This is a genomic window from Maribacter polysiphoniae (assembly GCF_003148665.1).
Classification (GTDB): domain Bacteria; phylum Bacteroidota; class Bacteroidia; order Flavobacteriales; family Flavobacteriaceae; genus Maribacter_A; species Maribacter_A polysiphoniae.
Map to the genome: position 1 here is coordinate 1 of NZ_QGGQ01000007.1, position 22,141 is coordinate 22,141.

Here is a 22,141-nt window from a genome sequence, read left to right on the forward strand (position 1 = left end):
AAGGTCGGGTACGGCCGGCCCTAAAAAGAACCCCTCCCTTTTTCCGCAAACCTTGGAAAAAAACGACCCTCCCGGATCGATAATTGATGACAACATAGGAATATAGATCATATGATCTATATATCTTTTATATGTTCATTCCTTAAAATTCCTACAAAAAACCGAAAGAACCAAGTGATTCAGCAGAAAAGGGCGATGTAAGCAATTACAAATGAGTACAAATGTTTTTAAACGGATAATCAAAAAAATCAACAATCACTTAGGTAAACCCCAACAGCGAGTCCGCCTTCCGAGGTTTCCTTGTATTTGGTGTTCATATCCTTGGCGGTTTCCCACATGGTCTGTACTACCTTATCCAAACTTACCTTGGCTTCCTTGGGGTCAGAACCCAAAGCCAGTTCCGCGGCATTTATGGCCTTTATGGCGCCCATGGAGTTTCGTTCTATACAAGGTACCTGCACCAATCCCCCAATGGGGTCACAGGTAAGGCCCAAATGGTGTTCCATCGCAATTTCAGCGGCCATCAATACCTGTTCGGGACTTCCGCCCAAAAGTTCGGTCAAGGCACCTGCGGCCATGGCCGAGGACACACCGATCTCTGCCTGGCAACCTCCCATGGCTGCGGAAATTGTAGCTCCTTTTTTAAAAAGACTTCCTATTTCACCGGCTACGGATAAAAACTGCTTAATGTCCTTAAAATCGGCATCGTGGTTTTCTATGACCAGATAATACATGAGTACGGCCGGGATTACGCCGGCACTACCGTTGGTAGGGGCAGTAACGACACGGCCCAAAGAGGCATTTACTTCGTTTACGGCCAAGGCAAAGCAACTTACCCATTTTAAGATCTGTCGGAATTTGACCTCGGTATGTCGAATGGTCTCCAACCATTCCTCAGGATTTGAGTAGGGCATGTCACCTTTTAGGTTTTGGTGCATGGCAAAGGCACGCCGGCGCACGTGGAGTCCACCAGGGAGAATACCTTCGGTATGGCAACCGATATACATACATTCGAGCATGGTATCCCAAATGCGGCGCATTTCGTGGTCTATCTCGGCATCGGTACGAAGGGAGCGCTCATTAAGGAGTACAATTTCTGAAATACACTTTTTTTCCTGTTCACAATAGGCCAGGAGTTCATGGCCTTTGGTAATGGGTAAGGGAAAGGTTTTGAAGGTCTCCCTATTGCGCTTGGCATTCTTTCGTTCTTCGACAACCACAAAACCCCCACCAATGGAGTAGTAGGTCTGTGACTTTTTCTTACCATCGGCAAGCGTCGCCACAAATTTTAACCCGTTGGCATGAAAGGGAAGGAATTTCCGATTGAAAATAATATCGGTTACCGGATCAAAGGGTAAGGGTACCGCATTATTGAAATTTAATATTTTAGTGTTTTTAATGTTTTGTACAATGGCATGTATGTCATTCACAGGCACATATTCGGGATTGGCCCCGGAGAGTCCCAACATAACGGCATAGTCCGTGGCATGGCCTTTTCCGGTTAGGGAGAGGGAACCGTACATATGTATTTGAATACCCGCTACTTGGTCGAAGATGTTTTCCGACCTGAGTTTGGCAATCCAACGTTCGGCAGCACGCCAAGGTCCCAAGGTATGGGAACTTGAAGGACCGATGCCGATTTTCAACATATCAAAAATACTGATACACTCTATCTTAACATCCATCTTTTCCATCATGTAAAGATATAATTATTGTTGGATGAAACCCCGTATTATATTTTTCTTGTAGACAAAATTCCACATTGGTTTTACAGGGTTTGGCAGCGTATATATTCCTGTGGGAAAGCTTGTTTTTCGTTGTGATGTTTCTTTAAGGCTAAAACGAAATGAAAGGGAACTTCAAAAGTTTATGGTCAGGTAGAAGACCATAGTACTGACTAGATCTTATGATAAAGTCGGTTTGTCCTTCAAACGAAAACAGGAAGTCAGGGAACAAAATCCCTTCAATCACCCCGTAAAATGGGTGTTTCCCTATAATTCAGCAGTATCTTGAATGACATGCTGTCAGTTTATTGTTGACGAAACTATATGTGGGAATATTATTTCCATTCCCCAACAATGTTATTTTATCAAAATAAATAAGTCGTTTTCACCAAAGTCATAGATTGGTAATTGGGTTGAATTTTTGGTTCCTAGTATTATAGGGTCGTGGTAATTTATTGTTTTTAATCCCCTAGGATGGTTAAACAAGCATGTTCAACGTGCCTAAATTTTTATAGAAGTGGTAATGTTTTGGTTTCTTTGATGAATATGCCGTTATTTTATTTGATCCATTGACGCGTTACATGATGTCAAATAGGTTTTGAATTGAAAAAAAGCCGCTCTAAGCGGCTTTTTATTAGTACTGAATGTATAAAATAAAGGTTTTTGCAACACGTATCGATTCAAGTTGTTGTGTTCTGTAAATCAGATTCGATCTTTTTCTTTCGTTTAAAATTTTACAGCTTTATTTTTTTTGATTGTATGTATGTTCATGTTTGCTTTCTGTATTTTAGGTTTATTGCATGGATGGTTTTTAACATCCCTGATCATAGGATTTACGACGATCATTTTTTCTATTAGAGCATCGTAGTAAGCTTTATCCTTAATTTTGCATTGTTCATTGTATCTTACCCCATTTACATCAGTTATGTCGGATAATCCCATCGATTTCCCAGCTGCGGAATTGTCAACTAAAACGCAATCATACTGAATCCTGTTTTTAGCAGGATTCTCTGCAATGGTATTAGCCCTATCTTCCCGCCTTAGGTTGTTAAAACTATTAAAAATATCCACACCCTTTTCTTGGATTAGATCCAATTGGTCATACGTTAGGTATTCAACTTCCGCAAATAATTCTAAAAGTATATCTGAGTTCGTAACATACATTGGTATGTAGGATTCACTTGTGGGATCGTTTTGTTCACAATAATCAGGATTAGGGCCTCCATCCCTGCCTTGTCCCCCAGGTAAATTCTTATTAGTAGTTTGAGGTATGTACATACATGATGGAAATGATAAACATTGTCCTGCTAGGAATGCAGGAATATTTAGTTTTGGTAAAATGATAACTGGTGGATCCTCTCCTTCTTCAATGGGTTCTAAACATAAAAAATCCAGGCTTGGGGTGCTTATCTTCTTTAAGATCAATCCATATTGGGGAGTTTGATCCATAACCTGGGCTTTAATTGCAGCTCCATTGATAATACCTAAATTATTTAGGACATTCAACCAACTTGAAGATAATCCTCTAACATCTTCTACAGAATCGCCCCATCCAGAGCTTTCTCCCTTCCAAAGTCTTATAGCATCGTAAGTATCTAACCATGGAGCATCTGCCATTAAATCAGCAATTGAGAATCTAGTGTTACCTTGTTGGACTAAATCGGCATTTCCACCATTACTTCCACTTTGATGACTACATCCAAGGGCATCTGAACAAGAAGAGGGTATTGCTCCGCCGTTTGAAACATTTTCCAATTTGGACTTATAAATATTTAATACTTCACTAGGGTTGGTAAATCCTGATAGGTCGATAGGTACGTTTTGAACATATACAGCTATGGTACTACTCCAAGGATTTCTATTACCTTTTGTAATCGTATAATAGTAATCTCTGGGTGACACGTAAAAACCCGTTTTTAAACAAACTTGATTAGGTTCTACTGGTGCTTGCTTTTTAACATAAGACTCACTATAGGGATTGAATGGACTCCAACTGGTTATTTCAGAGACATCCATATATATAGTGCCACTACCATAAAATGAAACAGAGGCAGTACCATCATCAAAGTTACGCAGTTGAATATTAAAACCACCCTGTGAGCAAACAAACCCTTTAGATTCAATCGCTACCTTATCATTGGTTTGCGCTTTGTTTTGTTGTGCATTTAATAAAATGGAGTTGATAAATAAAAGGATTAGTAATAATTGTCTCATAAATTTATTTTTACTTTAAGTATATCTAACGGGTTGTTAAATAATTTGTTGCGTGGTCAGATCCCTGATTTGGTAAAAAAGCCGAAGGTTTCTAAAAGATATAAATCTTTTCTTCAATGTTTTATGTCATAAGAAGTTTTCATAGGACCGCCTTTCCAAACAATAAATAATTCTAAGGTTTTAAATATTATTGATCGATCAGAAAGAATAAAAGAGGAAATTAAGGGTGTTTTATACTTGGGGGTTAAAACTTTGTCAACACGGTTTATCCCCCCTGTTTTTCGTTTAAGACTTGTTACGTTCTGTTGGCCTTGGAAATTCGGGTCACCCTATCAAAATTAAAGTCGGTTTGTCTTTCAAGGCTATGAAGTAAGTTGTCAAACAAGAATATGACAAACACCCCGTGAATGGCTATTTTATTGGTGGTGCTGCCGCATCATGGATGACATCATGTCAGTATGTCGGCAATTGGCATATTGTTTGTCATTCCCTTATCGACATATAAAAGTAAGCACTAATATTTAAAACATAAATAATGAGCAAGATTATAGGTATAGATTTGGGTACGACCAACTCCTGCGTTTCCGTAATGGAAGGTAACGAGCCTGTTGTAATTCCCAATGCCGAAGGTAAGCGAACTACACCATCAGTAATCGCATTTGTTGAAGGTGGGGAAATCAAAGTAGGGGATCCTGCAAAAAGACAGGCAGTGACCAACCCACATAAAACCGTTTACTCGATCAAACGTTTTATGGGTAACAAGTTCTCCGAATCTCAAAAAGAGGCGCAACGTGTTCCTTATAAAGTGGTAAAAGGGGATAATGATACCCCAAGGGTTGATATAGACGGACGTTTGTATACGCCCCAGGAACTTTCAGCGATGATCCTTCAGAAAATGAAGAAAACCGCTGAGGATTATTTAGGCCAGGATGTTACCAGAGCGGTAATTACCGTACCAGCCTATTTTAACGATGCACAAAGACAGGCTACCAAAGAGGCCGGTGAGATTGCCGGACTTAAGGTAGAACGTATCATCAACGAACCTACCGCGGCTTCTTTGGCCTACGGTATGGATAAAAAGGACACTGACCAGAAAATAGTGGTTTTTGACTTTGGTGGTGGTACCCATGATGTTTCCATCTTGGAATTGGGTGACGGTGTATTCGAAGTATTGTCTACCGATGGGGATACCCACTTGGGAGGTGATGATGTTGACCAAAAAATCATTGACTGGTTGGCTGAAGAATTCAAAAAAGATGAAAGTATAGATCTTCGTGATGATGCCATGGCATTACAACGTTTGCGTGAAGCTGCCGAGAAAGCGAAAATCGAATTGTCTTCTTCTTCACAGACCGAGATCAACTTGCCTTACGTTACAGCTACGGCTACAGGACCTAAACACTTGGTGCGTTCTTTGACACGTTCCAAATTTGAGCAATTGATCGCTGATTTGGTGAAAAGAACCATTGATCCCTGTGAGTCGGCCTTAAAAGCTGCCGGACTTTCAAAAAGTGATATCGATGAAATCATCTTAGTAGGTGGTTCAACACGTATCCCTGCCGTTCAGGAAGCTGTTGAGAAATTCTTTGGTAAAAAACCATCGAAAGGGGTGAACCCGGATGAGGTTGTTGCCGTAGGTGCTGCCATTCAAGGTGGTGTATTGACCGGTGATGTTAAGGATGTATTGTTATTGGATGTTACACCATTATCATTGGGTATCGAGACCATGGGTAGTGTTATGACCAAGTTGATCGAGGCCAACACCACGATCCCTACCAAAAAATCGCAAGTGTTCTCTACAGCGGCTGACAACCAGCCATCGGTTGAGATCCATGTGTTGCAAGGGGAAAGACCAATGGCAGCGGATAACAAAACAATAGGACGTTTCCATTTAGACGGAATTCCACCTGCACCAAGAGGTACACCTCAAATTGAAGTGACTTTCGATATTGATGCCAATGGTATCATCAAGGTTTCTGCAACCGATAAGGCTACCAATAAAACACAGGATATCCGAATCGAGGCTTCCTCAGGATTGACTGAAGAGGAAATCAAAAAGATGAAAGCGGAAGCAGAGGCAAATGCTGAAACCGATAAAAAAGCCAAGGAAACCGCCGATAAATTGAATGAGGCCGATGGAATGATCTTCCAGACCGAAAAACAATTGTCAGAGTTTGGTGATAAACTTTCCGATGATAAGAAAAAGCCGATTGAAGCAGCTTTGGAAGAATTGAAGAAAGCTTATGAAAGCAAGGATCTTGCAGTCATTACACCTGCCTTGGACAAAATCAACGAAGCTTGGAAGGTAGCTTCTGAGGAAATGTATAAGGCCCAAGCGGAAGGTCAACAAGCCGGAGCTTCACCCAATGGTGAGGAAACAGCCAGTGCCGATGCCGGTGAAGGTGATAACGTTGAAGACGTAGACTTCGAAGAAGTCAAGTAGCCTGTCCTGAGCGCAGACGAAGGGTAGACTTCGAAGAAGTCAAGTAGCCTGTCCTGAGCGCAGACGAAGGGTAGACTTCGAAGAAGTCAAGTAGTTATAAAGACTACGTTATAGTAAAAAGCATCCTGATGATACTATCAGGATGCTTTTTTTATGCAATGCGTTTGCGTTCAACGGATGCGCAATCCGCGATCAGGCTCCCGACCATAGCCTTTTACGAGGAGTGAATCGTTATGGAAAGTGACCCTGGCAAATGAAGTACTGTCTCGGGTGTCGAGCATACCTTTGAAGTTCAGGTAATGTACACCGTCTTTCTGAACATAGCTTCCGTAGTGGTTATGGCCATTAAAATAAAACTTTACACAGTCGTACTTATCAATGATTGCCAGGAGATGTTCATAATTCCAAAGATTATGGTCATTGGTTTCCCCAAGCGCGGGAAAGTGACAATAAAAGCCCACACGTTCGTTCTTTTCGGTGGCCTGTTTCAATTCATTTTCCACCCATTGCAATTGTTCGGTACCCAAGCCGCCATTCCAATGTTTCAAATTGGGTAACTCCCTTTCGGATAATAGGTTGAAAAGGGAATCGGTCTGTTGTTTTTTTGTTTCCGTTAAGGCGCCATGTACACTTAGGTCATTTCCATCCAAAACAATAAAACGCCATTTGTTCTTAACGATGCTGTAATACCGTTCCTTTAGGTCCATTTTGTCAAAGACCATGGGTTTTAGGGAGTCGGCAACTTTAAAATCATGGTTGCCCAACACATGGTACCGGTCCGATTTGAGTCCGGCCCAAATAGGGATAAGGGTATCGAAGCTGTTAAAGTCCCTATCGATAAAATCCCCAAGGTGGATGGTATAATCCAAGGTATGGGTGTTGAGCTCATTTACGGCTTCCTGCAACTTCCCCGAGGCTTTCTTGTAAAAACGGATTTCGGAAGGTTCACAATAACAGTATTGGCAGTCGGCAATTACCCCAATCTCAAAGTCAGGATATTCCGGTACGGGTTTTTCCTTGGTGTTGCATCCTATGATCAGGAGTAAGGGAATAAAGGCGGCAAATTTTTTCATTTTGTTGGTTTTTCTTGGTTTCGCTATCATTAAAGGTTTAAAGATACAGGACAATTCATTTGAAAATACATGTACGGTCAACGAATTTTCATGGCATACCACAATATTAATGGTACGGATTTTGTTTTATTGTTGCAGTATTATAAAGTACTTTTGATCTATGGTGAAAAACTACACGACTTCTTTTTTACATTCCTTGATGACGATAACAACCCTTTTGGGTGTTGTTCTAGTAGGGTATTCCCAACAACCTAGGATTTTTACGATCGCCGATTTCGATTTAAAGGGCCCTGTAAAATCATGTCTGGTCATTACATCCTATGGAAAGGAAGCCTATGATTTTGATATGGAAGGCAAATTGACCAAGTCGGTTACCCGGTATAGCGACACCGATTATGATGTAACCTATTACAAATACAAGGGGGAGGAGCTTGTGGAAAAACGTTTTGAGAATTATAGGAACAACATCTTTGAAAGCAGCACTTCCTATGCCAATTTTTATGAGATAGATACCATACCTGTACGTAAGGTCACCGAAAAGATAATCTCATACGATAAGGAATTCCTGGACCGCTATGAGTATATCTATAATGCCGATAATATTTTGGTCAAGATCATTAGGACCAATAATGATGGCAATGACGAAACGTTGATTGAATACGCTGATTACAAAGGGGAACAGACCCAGACCAATTCATTGAATGGAACGGTTTTGAAATCGGTTCGAAAATCAACAAGGATCGGAAAGGATAAAAAGAAGCAGAAGGTGGTGTTGACCAAGAACTTTCTGGAAGGGGAGCCCCAATCAGCCACGGAAGCCATTTATGATTTGGAAGGGAAATTGATTGCTGAGACAAAGTTTAAACAAGATCCTAAGAAGCAGCAGTTTGTTCCCGTGGAAAAAATCATTTACGAACATGACGAAAAGGGGATGCTCGTTAAGTGCACATCCAAAAAAGGTAAAGTGGTCGATGTGAAGGAATACATTTACCAGTACGATAATGGGGAGGAAGGCAATTGGATCAAAGAGATCATTACCCCCCAAAACAGTTATACGTCCCGCAAGATCGAGTATTACAAGGTAGCCGAGGAAAAACCCCCTGTGAAAGAGTAATTATCCCTTGGGCTGTAAAAGGTCCCATAGATTGCCATAAAGGTCTTGGAAAACAGCGACCGTGCCATAGGGTTCTTCCCGTGGTGCTTCATTAAAGACAACACCTTTCGCTTTCATCCGCTTATAATCCCTCCAGAAATCATCGGTATGAAGAAAGAGTAAGACCCGGCCACCGGTTTGGTCACCAATACGTTCTTTTTCCTTGTCAGAGTCTGCCTTGGCCAATAACAAAGCGGTACCCATGGCTCCGGCAGGGGACACCAAGACCCAACGTTTATCACCCTCCAAGGGAATGTCTTGCCGTAGTTCAAAACCCAATTTTTGGGTGTAAAATTTAAGGGCCTTGTCATAGTCCTCAACAATAAGGGTAATGTTCGCGATTATTTGGTTCATAGGGATTTTCCTTGGGGTTTGTTTTGCCATTCTTCCTTTAAAATACCATAGCAACAGGTATTGCGCTTAAATCCATCCAAAAGATATACGTTTTTACGTAAGATGCCCTCAAGGACCCCACCTAATTTTTCAACGGCCTTACGTGAGCGTACATTGCGCTCGTCGATACGGAATTCTATTTTTTCAAAGCCCATGGTATCAAAGGCGTGATCGATCATCAGGTTTTTCATATGGGTATTGAGTCCGCTTCCTTGGAAATCCTTGCCAATCCATGTTGAGCCGATATGAAGCACCTTGTTTTTCCAATCGATATGCATATACCTTGTGCATCCGGCAAAGGACTCCTTTCTTTTGTCGTACACCAAAAAGGGAATACCCTGGCCTTCACTTTGCTGTTGCAATGCGGTTGCCACATAATTTTTCAAGGCTTCGGGGGTTTCGATATCCGAAGGGGAAAATTGAACCAACTTTTTTTCTGAAGCTATGGGTATAAGATGCTTATAGTTGTCCATGGTCAACGGTTCGAGCCGCACATGGTCATTTTCCAAAGTGATTGAAGGGGTATTTGGCACGGGTACGTTTATTTACAGGGATTCATATTCATTTTTGGTCATGCGATATTGTATTAATGAAACATAACGGTTGTCGGCAATGGTATATCCTCTTTGTACATCGTGGTCTTTGAATTCGGCTTCTTTGATCATACCGTTTTTGACCATTACTTTGCCCGATGCTTCATTGGTGGTTAAATAAACAGCGATGATCTTGTTGAGTTGCAGTTCTTCGAATCCGAACGAAATAATGGCTTTGGCCGCTTCTGTGGTTATGCCCTTGTTCCAAAAAGGTTCAGCTAGCCAATAGCCTAACTCCGCCCGGTTGTTTTCCTTGTTGATGTCGAGTCCGATAGCTCCGATCAAACCAAGGTTGTCCTTAAGCCGAATGGCAAACATATAGTTGTCTTTTTCCTTGAAACCGGCATTTGCGATTTGGATCCAGGCAATGGCATTTTCCTCGAGATAAGGGTGTGGTATACTCCGCGTATTCTCCGCGATTTTTATATTACCGGCATAGGTAAGGATATTGGGGATGTCAGCGGTTTTTATCTGATCTAAAATAAGTCGTTTGGTGGTAAGTGTAGGAAACTGGTCCATGTTAAAGAAATTGATTTAGGAGTTCTTTTTGTATCTCATGCTTACCAACGAAGATAATCTGTTTGGCCCTTCCAGAAAACAAAGTCACCATTCTTTTTGATTCCAGTTGCAACCGTTCCGGGGTAATGTACTCGTCTTGGTCACCCACTAATAAGGTGACCTGGGTCTTGTTCTTGGCCAAAAATTCGAAATCGTCCGGTACAAGTTCCTTGGGAAGTCCCCCGGCATATAAAACCAAATGGTGGCATTTCAGCTTACGGTGTGCCACCCACCTTGTGGCAATGGAGACCCCTTGTGAAAAACCGAACACAATCAGCTTACAGGTTTCGGGAATGTTTTCCCTTGCCCAAACAGCATCTAGGTAGGCCAGAACATTAGTGGTTTCCATGGCGGTATTCTCTTTGGTCAACCAACTGGCCCCGACATGGCGGTATTGGTTGTTCAAATAGTATTTTGAGGGGGCTTGGGGGGCAATGATATAATTTTCATCGGGCGGGAGCTCGTTAAAATACTTAAGAAAGTACCTGCTTAAATAGCCGATACCATGAAAGACCACCCATACATTTCTTGTTTTTGCGGTAAGCGTATTCAGTGTTTCGTACGAATTCGTAGCTTGGAATGTCACCTGTTTTTCAACCTGATCCATATAAATTCAATTATTCTGCGGGAGTTTGTTGCCTAAGTTATGCTTAATTTTACAAAAAATTATTTGATGGACGAATACAAAGAAAAGATCCTAAAGGTTTGCAATGAGTCCTCCAAGAATACTTTGATGCAAACGTTGGATATAGAATATGTTGAAATAGGGGAGAATTTTTTAGTGGGCAAAATGCCAGTAACCCCTAAAGTGCACCAGCCCGATGGGGTTTTACATGGTGGCGCCATGGTGGCATTGGCCGAGAGTGTTGGTAGTATGGCTTCCTATATTTTTCTGGATGCCCAAAAGTATTTTGTCCGGGGTATTGAAATCTCGGCCAACCATATCAAGAGTGTTTCATCGGGTGAGGTGTTTGCCAAGGCGACCATTCTGCACAAAGGAAGGACCACCCAACTCTGGGATATAAAGATTACCGATGCTGAAGATCAGTTGATATCAATCTGTAAATTGACTACGATTGCCTTACCCAAAAAATAGGATGTTCCCGGAAGTGTTAAAGCGGGTAGGGGAGCAGTTGTCGAATGCCCTGCCATTTGTGGTTTATCGAAAACCAAATAGGAAGGAGATCCATGCCATTTTACAAAAGGATGACATGGTACACCATACCTCGGATTTTAGTGAAAAGGGATTCGTTTTTGCCCCGTTCGCAAAGCAATCCCCGGTTATTTTATTGCCATACGACGAACAGCTGACAGCCGAGATTCCCAGCGATAACCCATTTGTCATGGGGGCCGTGGATACCTTGGAATCGGTTGCCCAGGATAAAGATTATCATCTGCATCTTGTGGCCCAGGGTATTCAGGAAATACATAAAGGGAGGTTGGACAAGGTTGTACTGTCAAGAAAAATGGAAGTGGATTGTCCGAGTGCCCCATTGGAGGTTTTTCAGCGCTTGTTGGCTACCTATGATACGGCCTTTTGTTATCTGTGGTACCACCCTAAGGTGGGCATGTGGTTGGGGGCAACCCCGGAAATTTTATTGCGTACTTCGAATAACAGCTTAACGACCATGTCCTTGGCCGGTACAAAACCTTTTGTTGAAGGCGTTCGCCCTGCATGGGGGAAGAAGGAATTGGAAGAGCAACGCTTGGTTACCGATTATATCCTAAGGGCCTTAGAAGACAAGGTATCGAACATCAGGGAATCGGAAGTGGAATCTTCACAGGCCGGGAATCTTTGGCACTTACGCACGAGGATCACGGCCGTGTACAAAAACAACCTAAGGGCCATTATAGAGGCCCTTCACCCAACGCCTGCCGTATGTGGTATGCCTTTGCAGCCTGCCCAAAGATTCATCGCGGAAAACGAACAATACGATCGGGAATATTATACGGGGTTTTTGGGGGAATTGAATTTGAGGCAGGAAATATCCCGGGCTAAAAGTGAACGGAACCAAGAGAACAAATCATACAAGGTAATTAAAACGGCTACCGAGCTCTTTGTCAACCTTCGTTGTATGAAATTGACCGATAGCAAGGCTACCGTTTTCATAGGGGGCGGTATTACACGGGATTCCGATCCGGAAAAGGAATGGCAGGAAACCGTCGCAAAAAGCAATACCATACTAAGGGTGATCAATCCCTAACAGTATTTTAGGTTAGATTGGGTTAAGAACAATGGGCGTTGTATTTTTGTTTCAATGAATTATTCTAGCATACCGGTGGCCCAAACCGTGGTCCAGCATTGTAAGGCCAAAGACATACGGGATATTGTCATTTCCCCAGGCTCAAGAAGCGCCCCTTTGACCATTGGTTTTACCGAAGATCCTTTTTTTAATTGCTACAGTATTGTTGATGAGCGTTGTGCGGCCTTTTTTGCTTTAGGCATGGCCCAACAACGGCAACGACCGGTTGCCGTACTCTGTACCTCGGGGAGTGCTTTGTTGAATTACTATCCGGCTGTGGCCGAGGCTTTTTATAGTACCATACCCTTGGTGGTCCTTTCTGCGGATCGCCCGTTATATAAAATTGATGTCGGTGATGGTCAGACCATACGGCAAGACCATGTCTTTGATAGGCATATCGGTTATTCGGCCAATTTGAAGCAAGATGTTTCCCATGCCACGGAGAAGATTGAAAAGTACGCCCCACACTATCTTGAAGGGGATATGGAAGCGATACAGAAAGGTATTCAAGCCTATAATGATGGGGAATTGAACAAGGCCATCAATCTCGCTTTTGACAAAAGATTGCCGGTACATATCAATGTGCCTTTTGAGGAGCCTTTGTATGACAAGATAACCCTACCGTTGGTGCATCCAAACATCGCTGGGGATAAAAGTGGGGCGATTGCCTTGGAGGAGCTGGACGACTTTTCCAAAATATGGAATGCATCCACGAGAAAAATGGTTTTGGTAGGGGTGAATTATCCCGATTCCGTGCAAAGGGAATTCTTGGAGACCTTGGCCCAAGACCCATCAGTCATAGTGTTGACCGAAACGACATCGAACATGCACCATCCCAACTTTTTTCCTAGCATAGATAGTATTATCGCCCCGATTGAGAAATCGAGTCATACGGAAGAGCTGTTCGCGGCATTGCAGCCCGACATACTGCTTACGTTCGGGGGACTCGTGGTGTCGAAAAAGATAAAGGCATTTTTAAGAAAATACAAGCCGAGGCATCATTGGCATATTGATCCACTGAGGGCTTATGATACCTTCTTCGCCCTAAACCACCATTATAAGGGTAGTGTCAATGATTTTTTCGGGCTTTTTGTCCCTAAGATACATGCTGTCGAAAGTGATTATTACGGGTTTTGGAACCGTATAAAAGAGGATTGCGAAGCGAAAAGGAAGGAATACCTCGAAAAGATACCTTTTTCGGATTTCTTGGCCTTTAAACATATATTTGAAAGCACCCCTGGGGGAGTGCAGTTGCAATTGGCGAACAGCTCTACGATACGGTATGCACAGTTGTTCGATTTAAAGCCCTCGCAAGAGGTTTTTTGCAATCGGGGCACAAGTGGTATCGACGGTAGCCTTTCCACGGCGGTAGGGGCCGCGATGTACAATGGTAAACAAACGGTACTTATAACAGGTGACCTGAGTTTTTTCTACGATAGCAATGGTTTGTGGAACAACTATCTAAAATCGGATTTCCGGATTATCTTGATCAATAACGATGGCGGGGGTATTTTCAGGATCCTTCCGGGACAGGAGGAATCTGACACCTATGCCACTTATTTCGAGACCACGCATAAATTGGATGCGGAACATTTATGTGCGATGCATGGCGTCGGTTATACCTGTGCCAATGACGAAAAATCGCTCATAAACCAATTGGATGGCTTCTTCGAAAGTTCTGTAGAACCCAAGCTTTTAGAGATAAAAACCCCTAGAATATTGAACAATAAAATTTTGATGCAATACTTTGATTTTATATCTTCGGGTATTATTAATCATATTCTATAAGAACACTAACTATTATGAGCAAAAGAGACGATTTGATCAAGAAGTATGCCGAAGACATTAAAGACAAATTCGGTGAGTCAGCAGACATGGATCTTTTAACCAAAGTGACTATTGGTTTAGGTCCATCCATTTACAATATTGATGCCTCTAAAGTTTCGGGTTCCGATGAAAAGGAATTGGAAACGGTTAAGAAAAACTACTTAATCAAGAAATTAGGAATGAGCGATAGTCCTAAGCTGATGGAAGGTATCAAAACCGTTATGGACAAGTATGGTTCATCAAACAGGAACAAACACAGGGCAGTGGTATACTATATGCTTTGCAAGCATTTTAAAAAACAATCTGTCTACTAGATAGAGGCTTGTTCAATAAGAAATGGAAAACCGCTCATTTTATGGGCGGTTTTTTTAGGTCCACACTTTTAAATCTTACTTTTGCAGTATGATAGCATTGGGAACATATAATACACTTGAGATCTTACGCGATACAAGTGTCGGTCTTTTTTTAGGGGATGGAGAGGGTAATGATATACTACTGCCCAATAAATACGTTCCGGAGGACTATGAAATTGGACAGTCGTTAACCGTTTTTTGTTATCTGGATCATTCGGAAAGGCCTGTGGCCACAAACTTGGAGCCCGATATCGTCGTCAACGAATTCCAATTGTTGAAGGTCGTTGAGGTTAATGAGTTTGGTGCCTTTATGGATTGGGGCTTGGAAAAGCATCTATTGGTGCCTTTTCGCGAACAACGCAATAAAATGGTGGAAGGCCATTGGTATGTGGTGCACTGTTATCTAGACCAACAAAGTAACCGATTGGTGGGGTCCAATAAAATAGATAAGTTTTTGAGCAATGAAACCCTTTCGGTAAGTGAAGGGGATGTGGTCGAATTGGTGGTTTCGCGAAAAACCGATCTGGGATATGAGGTAATCATCAACAACCAGCATAAAGGGCTGGTCTATTTGAATGAGATCTTCAAAACCTTGGCCATTGGGGATAATACCAAAGGCGTTATAAAGAGAATCCGTCCCGATAATAAGATCGATGTATCCTTACAGCCCTTGGGTGAAAATATCCTCGAACCTGCCGCCAACAAGATTTATGAACAACTGAAGGCCCATGGTGGTTTTTTGGGGTTGCATGACAAGTCGGACCCCGAACTGATCAAGGAAGAGCTACAGATGAGCAAGAAAGTGTTTAAAAAGGGGATAGGAACGCTTTACAAGGCAAGAAAGATCGAGATCAAGGATGACGGCATTTATGATATTGATTCATAAATGATTGGAATCAATGGAATTACGGTTTTAAAGGGCTAATTGTCAACGTGGTATCGATAAAATACATCGTTATTTGTGTATATAACCACGAAATATTATATTTTTGCAACTTTGAAAGGAGTTTTCATTAGATCATTGAACATTTTTGGTTACCTTTAACCGATAAGACCCCTAAAAACATAACATTACATGCCATTTATAGAAGAAAGCGATCTACTCGAATTGCATAAGGATATAGACAAAGCGCAAATTATAAACGAGCGTCTTTTAGATCAGATCAAAATAAAGAACAAAGAGCTTAAAAGAAGCAAGGTACAGCGTAATTTTTTGGCTGTGATCACCGGTTTGTTCCTTGTGGGGACATTTGGGATAACAACCTATACCGCTGGTTTAAGTACTTCGAATAACCTTGAGAACAGAAACAACCTTTTGGTATCCATCGATAGTCTGGAGGCCCATAAGGCCCGAATCGACAATCTGAGACGACAAAATGAGGAGTTGAGCCTGGTAAAGGAATTTTATTTGGCCAAGAGCTTCTTGGATAAGGAAACCATCTATTCCGTACAGATTAAATCTTTTGTCGATAATAACGTAACCTTGGCTTCAGAGGCGTTGACAAACACGCTTTTTGTGAAGACCAATCCCTTTTATTCCTATTCACTCGGTAATTTTGAAACTTTACAAGAGGCCCAGAAATTCCGCAAGCAATTGGTTGATCTGGGATTCAATGATGCTTTTGTGGCGTCATATAAGGAAGGTAAACGATTACAAATAGAAGATCCATACTAGATTGCCGAAATTATCAACTTGGGTAAACGCTGCGCGATTGCGAACGCTCCCCCTTTCGGTTTCCGGGGTCTTGGTAGGTACTGCCCTAGCCGGTTTCTACGGTAGTGGTAACCTCACTATTTTTATCTTGGCGCTTTGTACAGCCATCGGTTTTCAGATCACATCGAATTTTGCCAATGATTATGGCGACGGGGTAAAAGGTACCGATAATGAGGAGCGTATTGGGCCGAAGCGTGTTCTTCAGAGCGGCTTACTCACCCGTAAGGTGCTAAAAAGGGGAATCATCGTCTCTATCATTGTGAATGGTATCTTGGTGGTCTCAGTGGTCTATCTCGCATTCGGACCGGAAAATTTAGGGTATATATTCCTTTTTATGGTCCTTGGGGCCTTTAGTATCTGGGCTGCGATCAAATACACCGTCGGGACATCGGCTTATGGTTATCGGGGATTGGGAGACGTTTTTGTTTTTCTTTTCTTTGGATTGCTTGCTGTTTTGGGAACCATGTTCCTTTTTACCAAAAATATTTCATGGCCGGCCGTACTTCCTGCGATTTCGATAGGTGCGTTGAGTACCGGGGTTTTGAATTTGAACAACCTGAGGGACCACGAATCCGACAAGGCTTCCAACAAGAATACCCTGGTAGTGCAAATGGGATATGAAAAAGGTCTGATCTACCATACTTGGCTCATTGGGGTCGGCTTGCTGAGTTTATTGATTTTTATTGTTTTGGAGTTCCAATGTTATTTTCAACTCCTACCGTTCATTGTTTTTATACCCATTTTGTTGCAACTCAAAAGAGTGCGCGGGACCCGTATACCTTCATTGTTGGACCCCGAATTGAAAAAACTGGCCATAGGCATATTCCTGCTTTCCGCCTTGTTTTATTTGGGTAATAATATTTTTTGTAATTTTGAGTGATAACTTACTAAACCACAAATGTCTTGGAACAACCCATTAGAATATTGATCGTTGAGGATAACGTGATTATTGCCGACGATATGCAATCAATGCTTGAAGAAATAGGCTATGAGATTGTTGACAACGTCATAGTGTATGAACAAGCGGAAAAAGTATTGAAAACCGAACAAGTCGATTTGGTTCTGATAGATATTATTCTGGCATCCGATAAGACTGGGATAGATTTGGGTAAACATATTCGGGAGAATTATGATATTCCTTTCATCTTTGTTACTTCCAACTCGGACCGGGCAACGGTGGAAAATGCCAAAACAGTGAAACCGAATGGGTATTTGGTGAAACCTTTTGAACAACAAGATCTTTATACCTCCATCGAGATTGCTCTTTCCAATTTTACATACGGTACCAATAAGCAGGCTCCCGTTGAAAATAAGGTCAATGACGATGACGTACCCATGTCCAACTCTGTTCTTAAGGATTCCATTTTTGTAAAAAAACAGCATTTGTATTACAGGATCCAATTTGGGGATATCCAATTTATAAAAGCGGACAATGTATACTTGGAAGTGAATACGGTTGACAAAAAATTCCTGGTACGTTCACCATTGAAGGACTATCTCGAAAAATTACCTAAGAACAAGTTCTATAGGGCACACAAATCCTATATCGTCAATGTGGATCATATTGATGCCATCAACTCCAAGGATATCATGATCAACAATAATTTGATTCCGATCAGTAAGGATTTTAAGGAATTCATTATTTCGGCAATGAATTCCTAGGGTTAAGGAAACCATAACTATAAAGAGGTGCATATCAGCACCTCTTTTTTTTTGTGATAACGGTATAGCCCACGTTCACCACAGAAATCGCATTGTTCACAACATTAAGTTTTGGAAAGTGGTGAATGCTTCTATATTAGCCATGTGATACGAAACAAGGTATTACCGCTTAAAAAAGTATAAAATTTTTCATTTTCATATAGTGTTCTCGTAAAAGAGCCTTGTTTTAACGACAAGGCTCTTTTTAGTTGTAAAAGTTTCTTTTGGCCATTCGTGGAATGGGATGCCTTGGAGACTTCCTGTTTTCCTACAAAACTCCATGAAATGCAATAAAAAGACGACGAAATACATAGGAATGTCCCAATTCATCGTTTCACAACAGAAAAAGGCAGTTTCACAACATAATTGCCGGGTCAGCCGACCTATGCCATAATTTTATGGTTCAATTAGTTTCCCCAAACTTACTTGATAACGGAATAAAACCTGCGTTTTTGTGGGGTATTGATGTTGCATATCAACCAAGGGGGACAAAACCCTTTTTAGTGGAATGCCTTGCATTTTGTTAAAATAGGGTACGATTTATTAAACGAGGACAATCACAGTTGTAAAATTTCGTTCTAACGATACGCTAATACGAGTATGGAAGGATTTGATTTACAACAAAAAACTTATAAAACGGATTATATAAAATAATCTGGTTTTTTATTACATATGAAAAAGCTGCTTGGCAATTTTTTATTTTTTAGCATTCTTAGCTTATTTATAGCTCCTACGGCGCTATCCCAAGATTCGGTCCCATTGGTTGACGATGTTTATCTCAATTTTAAGAACCAGGATCAAAACGCCGAACGGTTTTCTTATTTTTTCGGGGCTCCCAACAGGTATAAACAGAATTCGGCCTATGATTGGTTGGATGCCGTGAACCAATATTTGAATGAGGCCATCAAACAAAAAGATTCCATAGCCATACGGGATTATATGTTGATGCAATCCCAGGTCTATTATGACTTGGGTGATTACGATAAGAGTTTGGCTATATCAAGCGAATTGTATGATATTAAGGAACAACTGAGCCTTGATTTTAAGGCGAAGCTCTTGGGATTGATGGATCAGAATTATTCCCAGCTAGCACTCTACGCAGAACAAATCGATATACGTAAAGAAAAGAAAGATCTCGGCCTTACCGATGATATTGCCTTTTATGACATATATTCCAATTTGGGTTTGCACCGAAAGGCAATGAAGGATTATATCATCGAGGTGCGGAAAACCTTTCCCGACGATGACGAGTTCAGCCAGGCCAAATACCATAACAATATTGGTAATTATCTGCGATTGGACAATTCCCCATCGGTTGCACTCAATAAATATAAAGAGGCCAAGGGCCATTTAACGGTATATCTTAACAACATTACCGTAGTTAAGACCGAAAACGAACTGATCAGCGCCAATAGCCTTATGGGCGTCATTGATGGTAATATCGGTAAGTGCTATTCCCAATTGGGGCAATATGAGGTGGCCATTCCTTTTCTTGAATCTGGGATTGAGCAAATCATGGAGAACAGTAAAGGGAAATATTCCGATGATATTGTGGAAAACACCTTGGAAATCGCCAACTGTTACTTGCAATTGGAGGATTATGAAAAGGCTGTGGAATATTTGAGTTCTGATGTGAACCTCACGAAAACCGAACATATTCTCAAAAGAAACCGTTTGCTGGCGTCTTATTATGACAAAACAGGGGATTACCAAAATTCCGCGGCATACCTAAAACGGAATATGCGTATTAGGGACTCCATAGACATTAATGAGTCTGAACTCAGAACGCAACAATTGGCTACCGTAATGGGGCGTGATCTCGCCAATACCCAAGCCATGTTCGAAGAACAGAAAAAGAGTTTAGAGCAACAACGCTTGGAAATGACGGCCCAGGATGAAAAGATCAGCTTGGTGTTCATTTCATTGGTATTCACGCTCTTAGGTTTTGCAGGTCTTGTATATGCGTATTTGAAGAGTATTAAGAATCAACGTTTGATTGCGGAACAAAAACACATTATTGAAAATTCACTGATAGAGAAGGACTCTTTATTGAAAGAGATCCACCATAGGGTAAAGAACAATCTCCAGATGGTCTCAAGTCTATTGAGCCTACAGACCAAGAATACGCGGAGCAAAGCTGCCATAGAAGCCCTGGAAGAGGGTAAGAGTAGGGTAAAGGCTATGGCGTTGATACATCAAAAACTGTATCAGAATGACGACCTTTCCGTAATTGAGATGCAAGGCTATATCGAAAGTCTGATCAATAGCGTACAATCCGTTTATAAGAAGGGTGGACACAACATTAACATTACCATTGATGCCGAGGGGGTCGAATTGGATATCGATCGGGCCATACCCTTTGGATTGATATTGAACGAATTGGTTTCCAACTCATTTAAATATGCCTTTCCAAACGATGAAGAGAATGGAAAGATCTACATCCATATCCGAAAAGTGAACGGACAGGAAGGATTTTTCGAATATACCGATAATGGGGTGGGCCTACCCGAGGATACCGACATACGTGCCCAATCCTCTATGGGTATCCGACTAATGAATCGTTTGGCAAACCAGTTACAAACCAGTTTAAATGTGGATAAAGTTTCGGAAGGGGTTCACTTCTGGTTTAATTTTAAATAGAGTTCTGTAACTTTGAAGTACTAAAAACTTCAAAAATGAAAATTACTTTCCTAGGTCATGCTTCACTCATGATTGAAGCTGAAAATTCGTGCATCTTAGTCGATCCCTTTATTTCTGGAAACGAAAAGGCTTCCGGAAAAATCAATATCAAGGATTTGAATCCGGATTATATTCTCGTTACCCATGCACACCAAGACCATATTTTGGATGTGGAGGCCATTGCCAAGGCTTCCGGTGCTGTGGTGGTCAGTAATTTTGAGATAGCGACACATTTTGAATCCATGGGTATCAAGGTCCATCCTATGAACCATGGGGGCAATTGGCAATTCGATTTTGGGAACCTCAAGTACGTGTATGCCATTCACACCTCTTCCTTTCCCGATGGGTCTTATGGAGGGCAACCAGGGGGATTCATTCTCTCTACCGAGGGAAAACATATCTATATCGCCGGTGATACGGCCTTGACCATGGATATGAAACTCATTCCCATGACCACATCATTGGATTTGGCCGTTCTTCCGATTGGGGACAACTTCACCATGGGGATTGATGATGCTATCCTAGCCTCGGACTTTGTGGCATGCAACAACATATTGGGATATCATTTCGATACTTTTGGATATATTGAAATCGACCATAAAGTAGCCATCGATAAATTCAAGAGTGCCGGCAAGAAATTACATTTGTTGGATATAGGGGAGCATATCGTTATATAACCTGGCTCTTTAAGACAAACTTGTGCAGTAGCCTTGGGAAAAAGCGTTTGAGATAAATACCCATGGTCTCTTTTCGGCCAATATAGGCCTCGAACTTTTTCTTTTCGATGGCCCGGATCATTCTTTTGGCAAAAACAACGACCGGAAGACCGTTTTGGGTAGCGACATCGTCCTTGATTTGTTGGCTTCCGTTTGCGGTAAGGGCATTTTTGGCAATATTGGTCTGTACAAACCCGGGACAAATAAGGGTTACATCGACCCCATCCCTTTCGTGTTCCATCCTCAGAACGTCAAAGAACCCGTGTAGGGCATGTTTCGCACCACAATAACCCGACCGATAGGGAGAACCGAATTTCCCCATTAAGCTGGTCACTGTAACAAAATGACCTATATTCCTTCTAATGAAATAAGGGAGTAGGGCTTTGGTCAATGCGACGGTGCCCAAATAGTTAATATCAATCAATTTTTTGTACACCCCCAATTCGGTATCGATAATCAAGGAACGTTGGCTAATGCCCGCATTGTTGATCAGGATATCAATTTCGTTGAAAAAGGTGAGGGCTTTGGTCACATGGGCTCCCATCGTATCCAAATCCCCTAAATCCAAGGGTAAAATCCTTATATGATCGGTCTGGACACAACGGCTCTTTACCTTTTGTAAGGCACTTTCATCCCTGGCGGAAAGGATCAGTTTGCAATCTTTTTTGGCCAATTCATAGGCCAACGTTTCACCAATACCGGAAGATGCCCCTGTAATCCAAATAACTTTACCCTCGATACTTTGCATTTCTTTAGA

At 41.6% G+C, this 22,141-nt stretch carries 20 protein-coding genes; 12 read left to right on the forward strand and 8 right to left on the reverse strand.

Translation table 11 applies throughout. From position 1 onward, the window contains the following. Positions 1-248 precede the first annotated feature (248 nt). On the reverse strand, positions 249-1,673 hold the full coding sequence (locus tag LX92_RS14300; protein WP_109652391.1) for an L-serine ammonia-lyase: 1,425 nt from the start codon (positions 1,671-1,673) through the stop codon (positions 249-251). A 777-nt stretch (positions 1,674-2,450) separates the two neighbouring features. Beyond that, positions 2,451-3,938: a hypothetical protein gene (locus LX92_RS14305; protein WP_109651923.1), complete on the reverse strand. Its 1,488-nt coding sequence runs from the start codon at positions 3,936-3,938 to the stop codon at positions 2,451-2,453. A 535-nt stretch (positions 3,939-4,473) separates the two neighbouring features. Here LX92_RS14305 and dnaK point away from each other — a divergent pair. Beyond that, positions 4,474-6,381 carry a molecular chaperone DnaK gene (gene dnaK / locus LX92_RS14310; RefSeq protein ID WP_109651926.1) on the forward strand — a complete coding sequence of 636 codons (1,908 nt, stop codon included), beginning with the start codon at positions 4,474-4,476 and terminating at the stop codon, positions 6,379-6,381. Positions 6,382-6,551: 170 nt separating this feature from the next. Here the strand turns inward: dnaK and LX92_RS14315 are convergent, their stop codons facing one another. Then, on the reverse strand, positions 6,552-7,454 hold the full coding sequence (locus tag LX92_RS14315) for a metallophosphoesterase (protein WP_109652394.1): 903 nt from the start codon (positions 7,452-7,454) through the stop codon (positions 6,552-6,554). Positions 7,455-7,614: 160 nt separating this feature from the next. Between LX92_RS14315 and LX92_RS14320 the strand changes: the two genes are divergently transcribed. After that, entirely contained in the window at positions 7,615-8,568 is a 954-nt protein-coding gene (locus LX92_RS14320) for a hypothetical protein (protein WP_109651929.1), read from the forward strand. Here the strand turns inward: LX92_RS14320 and LX92_RS14325 are convergent, their stop codons facing one another. The 4 genes from LX92_RS14325 to LX92_RS14340 are packed head-to-tail and all read right to left on the reverse strand — an operon-like array spanning position 8,569 to position 10,758. Then, positions 8,569-8,961 carry a VOC family protein gene (locus LX92_RS14325; RefSeq protein WP_109652400.1) on the reverse strand — a complete coding sequence of 131 codons (393 nt, stop codon included), beginning with the start codon at positions 8,959-8,961 and terminating at the stop codon, positions 8,569-8,571. Continuing rightward, a complete protein-coding gene (locus tag LX92_RS14330) occupies positions 8,958-9,533 on the reverse strand; it encodes a GNAT family N-acetyltransferase (RefSeq protein WP_262509849.1) in 576 nt (191 codons plus the stop codon). The genes LX92_RS14325 and LX92_RS14330 overlap by 4 nt, the downstream gene beginning before the upstream one ends. A 12-nt stretch (positions 9,534-9,545) precedes the next feature. Further along, positions 9,546-10,112: a GNAT family N-acetyltransferase gene (locus tag LX92_RS14335; protein ID WP_109651932.1), complete on the reverse strand. Its 567-nt coding sequence runs from the start codon at positions 10,110-10,112 to the stop codon at positions 9,546-9,548. A gap of 1 nt (position 10,113) precedes the next feature. Next, positions 10,114-10,758, reverse strand: a complete 645-nt coding sequence (locus LX92_RS14340; protein ID WP_109651935.1) for an alpha/beta hydrolase — start codon at positions 10,756-10,758, stop codon at positions 10,114-10,116. Between the two features lie 66 nt (positions 10,759-10,824). Between LX92_RS14340 and LX92_RS14345 the strand changes: the two genes are divergently transcribed. The 10 genes from LX92_RS14345 (at position 10,825) to LX92_RS14390 (ending at position 21,345) form a co-directional block, all read left to right on the forward strand. Next, the gene (locus tag LX92_RS14345; RefSeq protein ID WP_109652405.1) at positions 10,825-11,247 is read left to right on the forward strand and encodes a PaaI family thioesterase; all 423 of its coding nucleotides are present in this window, start codon (positions 10,825-10,827) and stop codon (positions 11,245-11,247) included. Then, positions 11,228-12,355 (forward strand): chorismate-binding protein, encoded by a 1,128-nt coding sequence (locus LX92_RS14350; protein WP_223308382.1) that lies wholly within the window; start codon positions 11,228-11,230, stop codon positions 12,353-12,355. The genes LX92_RS14345 and LX92_RS14350 overlap by 20 nt, the downstream gene beginning before the upstream one ends. A gap of 54 nt (positions 12,356-12,409) precedes the next feature. Continuing rightward, positions 12,410-14,182, forward strand: coding sequence for a 2-succinyl-5-enolpyruvyl-6-hydroxy-3-cyclohexene-1-carboxylic-acid synthase (gene menD, locus LX92_RS14355; RefSeq protein ID WP_109651941.1), 1,773 nt, complete (start codon positions 12,410-12,412; stop codon positions 14,180-14,182). Between the two features lie 14 nt (positions 14,183-14,196). Continuing rightward, entirely contained in the window at positions 14,197-14,535 is a 339-nt protein-coding gene (locus tag LX92_RS14360; RefSeq protein ID WP_109651944.1) for a DUF2853 family protein, read from the forward strand. An 88-nt stretch (positions 14,536-14,623) separates the two neighbouring features. Further along, positions 14,624-15,460, forward strand: a complete 837-nt coding sequence (locus LX92_RS14365) for a CvfB family protein (protein WP_109651947.1) — start codon at positions 14,624-14,626, stop codon at positions 15,458-15,460. 189 nt (positions 15,461-15,649) lie between these two features. Beyond that, positions 15,650-16,249 carry an SPOR domain-containing protein gene (locus LX92_RS14370; RefSeq protein ID WP_109651950.1) on the forward strand — a complete coding sequence of 200 codons (600 nt, stop codon included), beginning with the start codon at positions 15,650-15,652 and terminating at the stop codon, positions 16,247-16,249. Position 16,250: 1 nt separating this feature from the next. Next, a complete protein-coding gene (gene menA / locus LX92_RS14375; RefSeq protein ID WP_109651953.1) occupies positions 16,251-17,168 on the forward strand; it encodes a 1,4-dihydroxy-2-naphthoate octaprenyltransferase in 918 nt (305 codons plus the stop codon). A gap of 23 nt (positions 17,169-17,191) precedes the next feature. Continuing rightward, positions 17,192-17,950, forward strand: coding sequence for a LytR/AlgR family response regulator transcription factor (locus LX92_RS14380; protein ID WP_109651956.1), 759 nt, complete (start codon positions 17,192-17,194; stop codon positions 17,948-17,950). Between the two features lie 711 nt (positions 17,951-18,661). Beyond that, complete coding sequence (locus LX92_RS14385; RefSeq protein WP_109651959.1) at positions 18,662-20,629, forward strand: sensor histidine kinase; 1,968 nt, start codon at positions 18,662-18,664, stop codon at positions 20,627-20,629. 35 nt (positions 20,630-20,664) lie between these two features. Beyond that, on the forward strand, positions 20,665-21,345 hold the full coding sequence (locus LX92_RS14390; protein ID WP_109651962.1) for a metal-dependent hydrolase: 681 nt from the start codon (positions 20,665-20,667) through the stop codon (positions 21,343-21,345). Here LX92_RS14390 and LX92_RS14395 read toward each other — a convergent pair. Continuing rightward, the gene (locus LX92_RS14395) at positions 21,338-22,132 is read right to left on the reverse strand and encodes an SDR family oxidoreductase (protein WP_109651965.1); all 795 of its coding nucleotides are present in this window, start codon (positions 22,130-22,132) and stop codon (positions 21,338-21,340) included. The genes LX92_RS14390 and LX92_RS14395 overlap by 8 nt on opposite strands. Positions 22,133-22,141: the final 9 nt, after the last annotated feature.

Coding starts and splice junctions, on each gene's coding strand:
- LX92_RS14305 (WP_109651923.1), bottom strand. CDS start 3,938: ATGAGACAATTATTACTAATCCTTTTATTTATCAACTCCATTTTATTA.
- dnaK (WP_109651926.1), top strand. CDS start 4,474: ATGAGCAAGATTATAGGTATAGATTTGGGTACGACCAACTCCTGCGTT.
- LX92_RS14315 (WP_109652394.1), bottom strand. CDS start 7,454: ATGAAAAAATTTGCCGCCTTTATTCCCTTACTCCTGATCATAGGATGC.
- LX92_RS14320 (WP_109651929.1), top strand. CDS start 7,615: ATGGTGAAAAACTACACGACTTCTTTTTTACATTCCTTGATGACGATA.
- LX92_RS14325 (WP_109652400.1), bottom strand. CDS start 8,961: ATGAACCAAATAATCGCGAACATTACCCTTATTGTTGAGGACTATGAC.
- LX92_RS14335 (WP_109651932.1), bottom strand. CDS start 10,112: ATGGACCAGTTTCCTACACTTACCACCAAACGACTTATTTTAGATCAG.
- LX92_RS14340 (WP_109651935.1), bottom strand. CDS start 10,758: ATGGATCAGGTTGAAAAACAGGTGACATTCCAAGCTACGAATTCGTAC.
- LX92_RS14345 (WP_109652405.1), top strand. CDS start 10,825: ATGGACGAATACAAAGAAAAGATCCTAAAGGTTTGCAATGAGTCCTCC.
- menD (WP_109651941.1), top strand. CDS start 12,410: ATGAATTATTCTAGCATACCGGTGGCCCAAACCGTGGTCCAGCATTGT.
- LX92_RS14360 (WP_109651944.1), top strand. CDS start 14,197: ATGAGCAAAAGAGACGATTTGATCAAGAAGTATGCCGAAGACATTAAA.
- LX92_RS14365 (WP_109651947.1), top strand. CDS start 14,624: ATGATAGCATTGGGAACATATAATACACTTGAGATCTTACGCGATACA.
- LX92_RS14370 (WP_109651950.1), top strand. CDS start 15,650: ATGCCATTTATAGAAGAAAGCGATCTACTCGAATTGCATAAGGATATA.
- LX92_RS14385 (WP_109651959.1), top strand. CDS start 18,662: ATGAAAAAGCTGCTTGGCAATTTTTTATTTTTTAGCATTCTTAGCTTA.
- LX92_RS14390 (WP_109651962.1), top strand. CDS start 20,665: ATGAAAATTACTTTCCTAGGTCATGCTTCACTCATGATTGAAGCTGAA.
- LX92_RS14395 (WP_109651965.1), bottom strand. CDS start 22,132: ATGCAAAGTATCGAGGGTAAAGTTATTTGGATTACAGGGGCATCTTCC.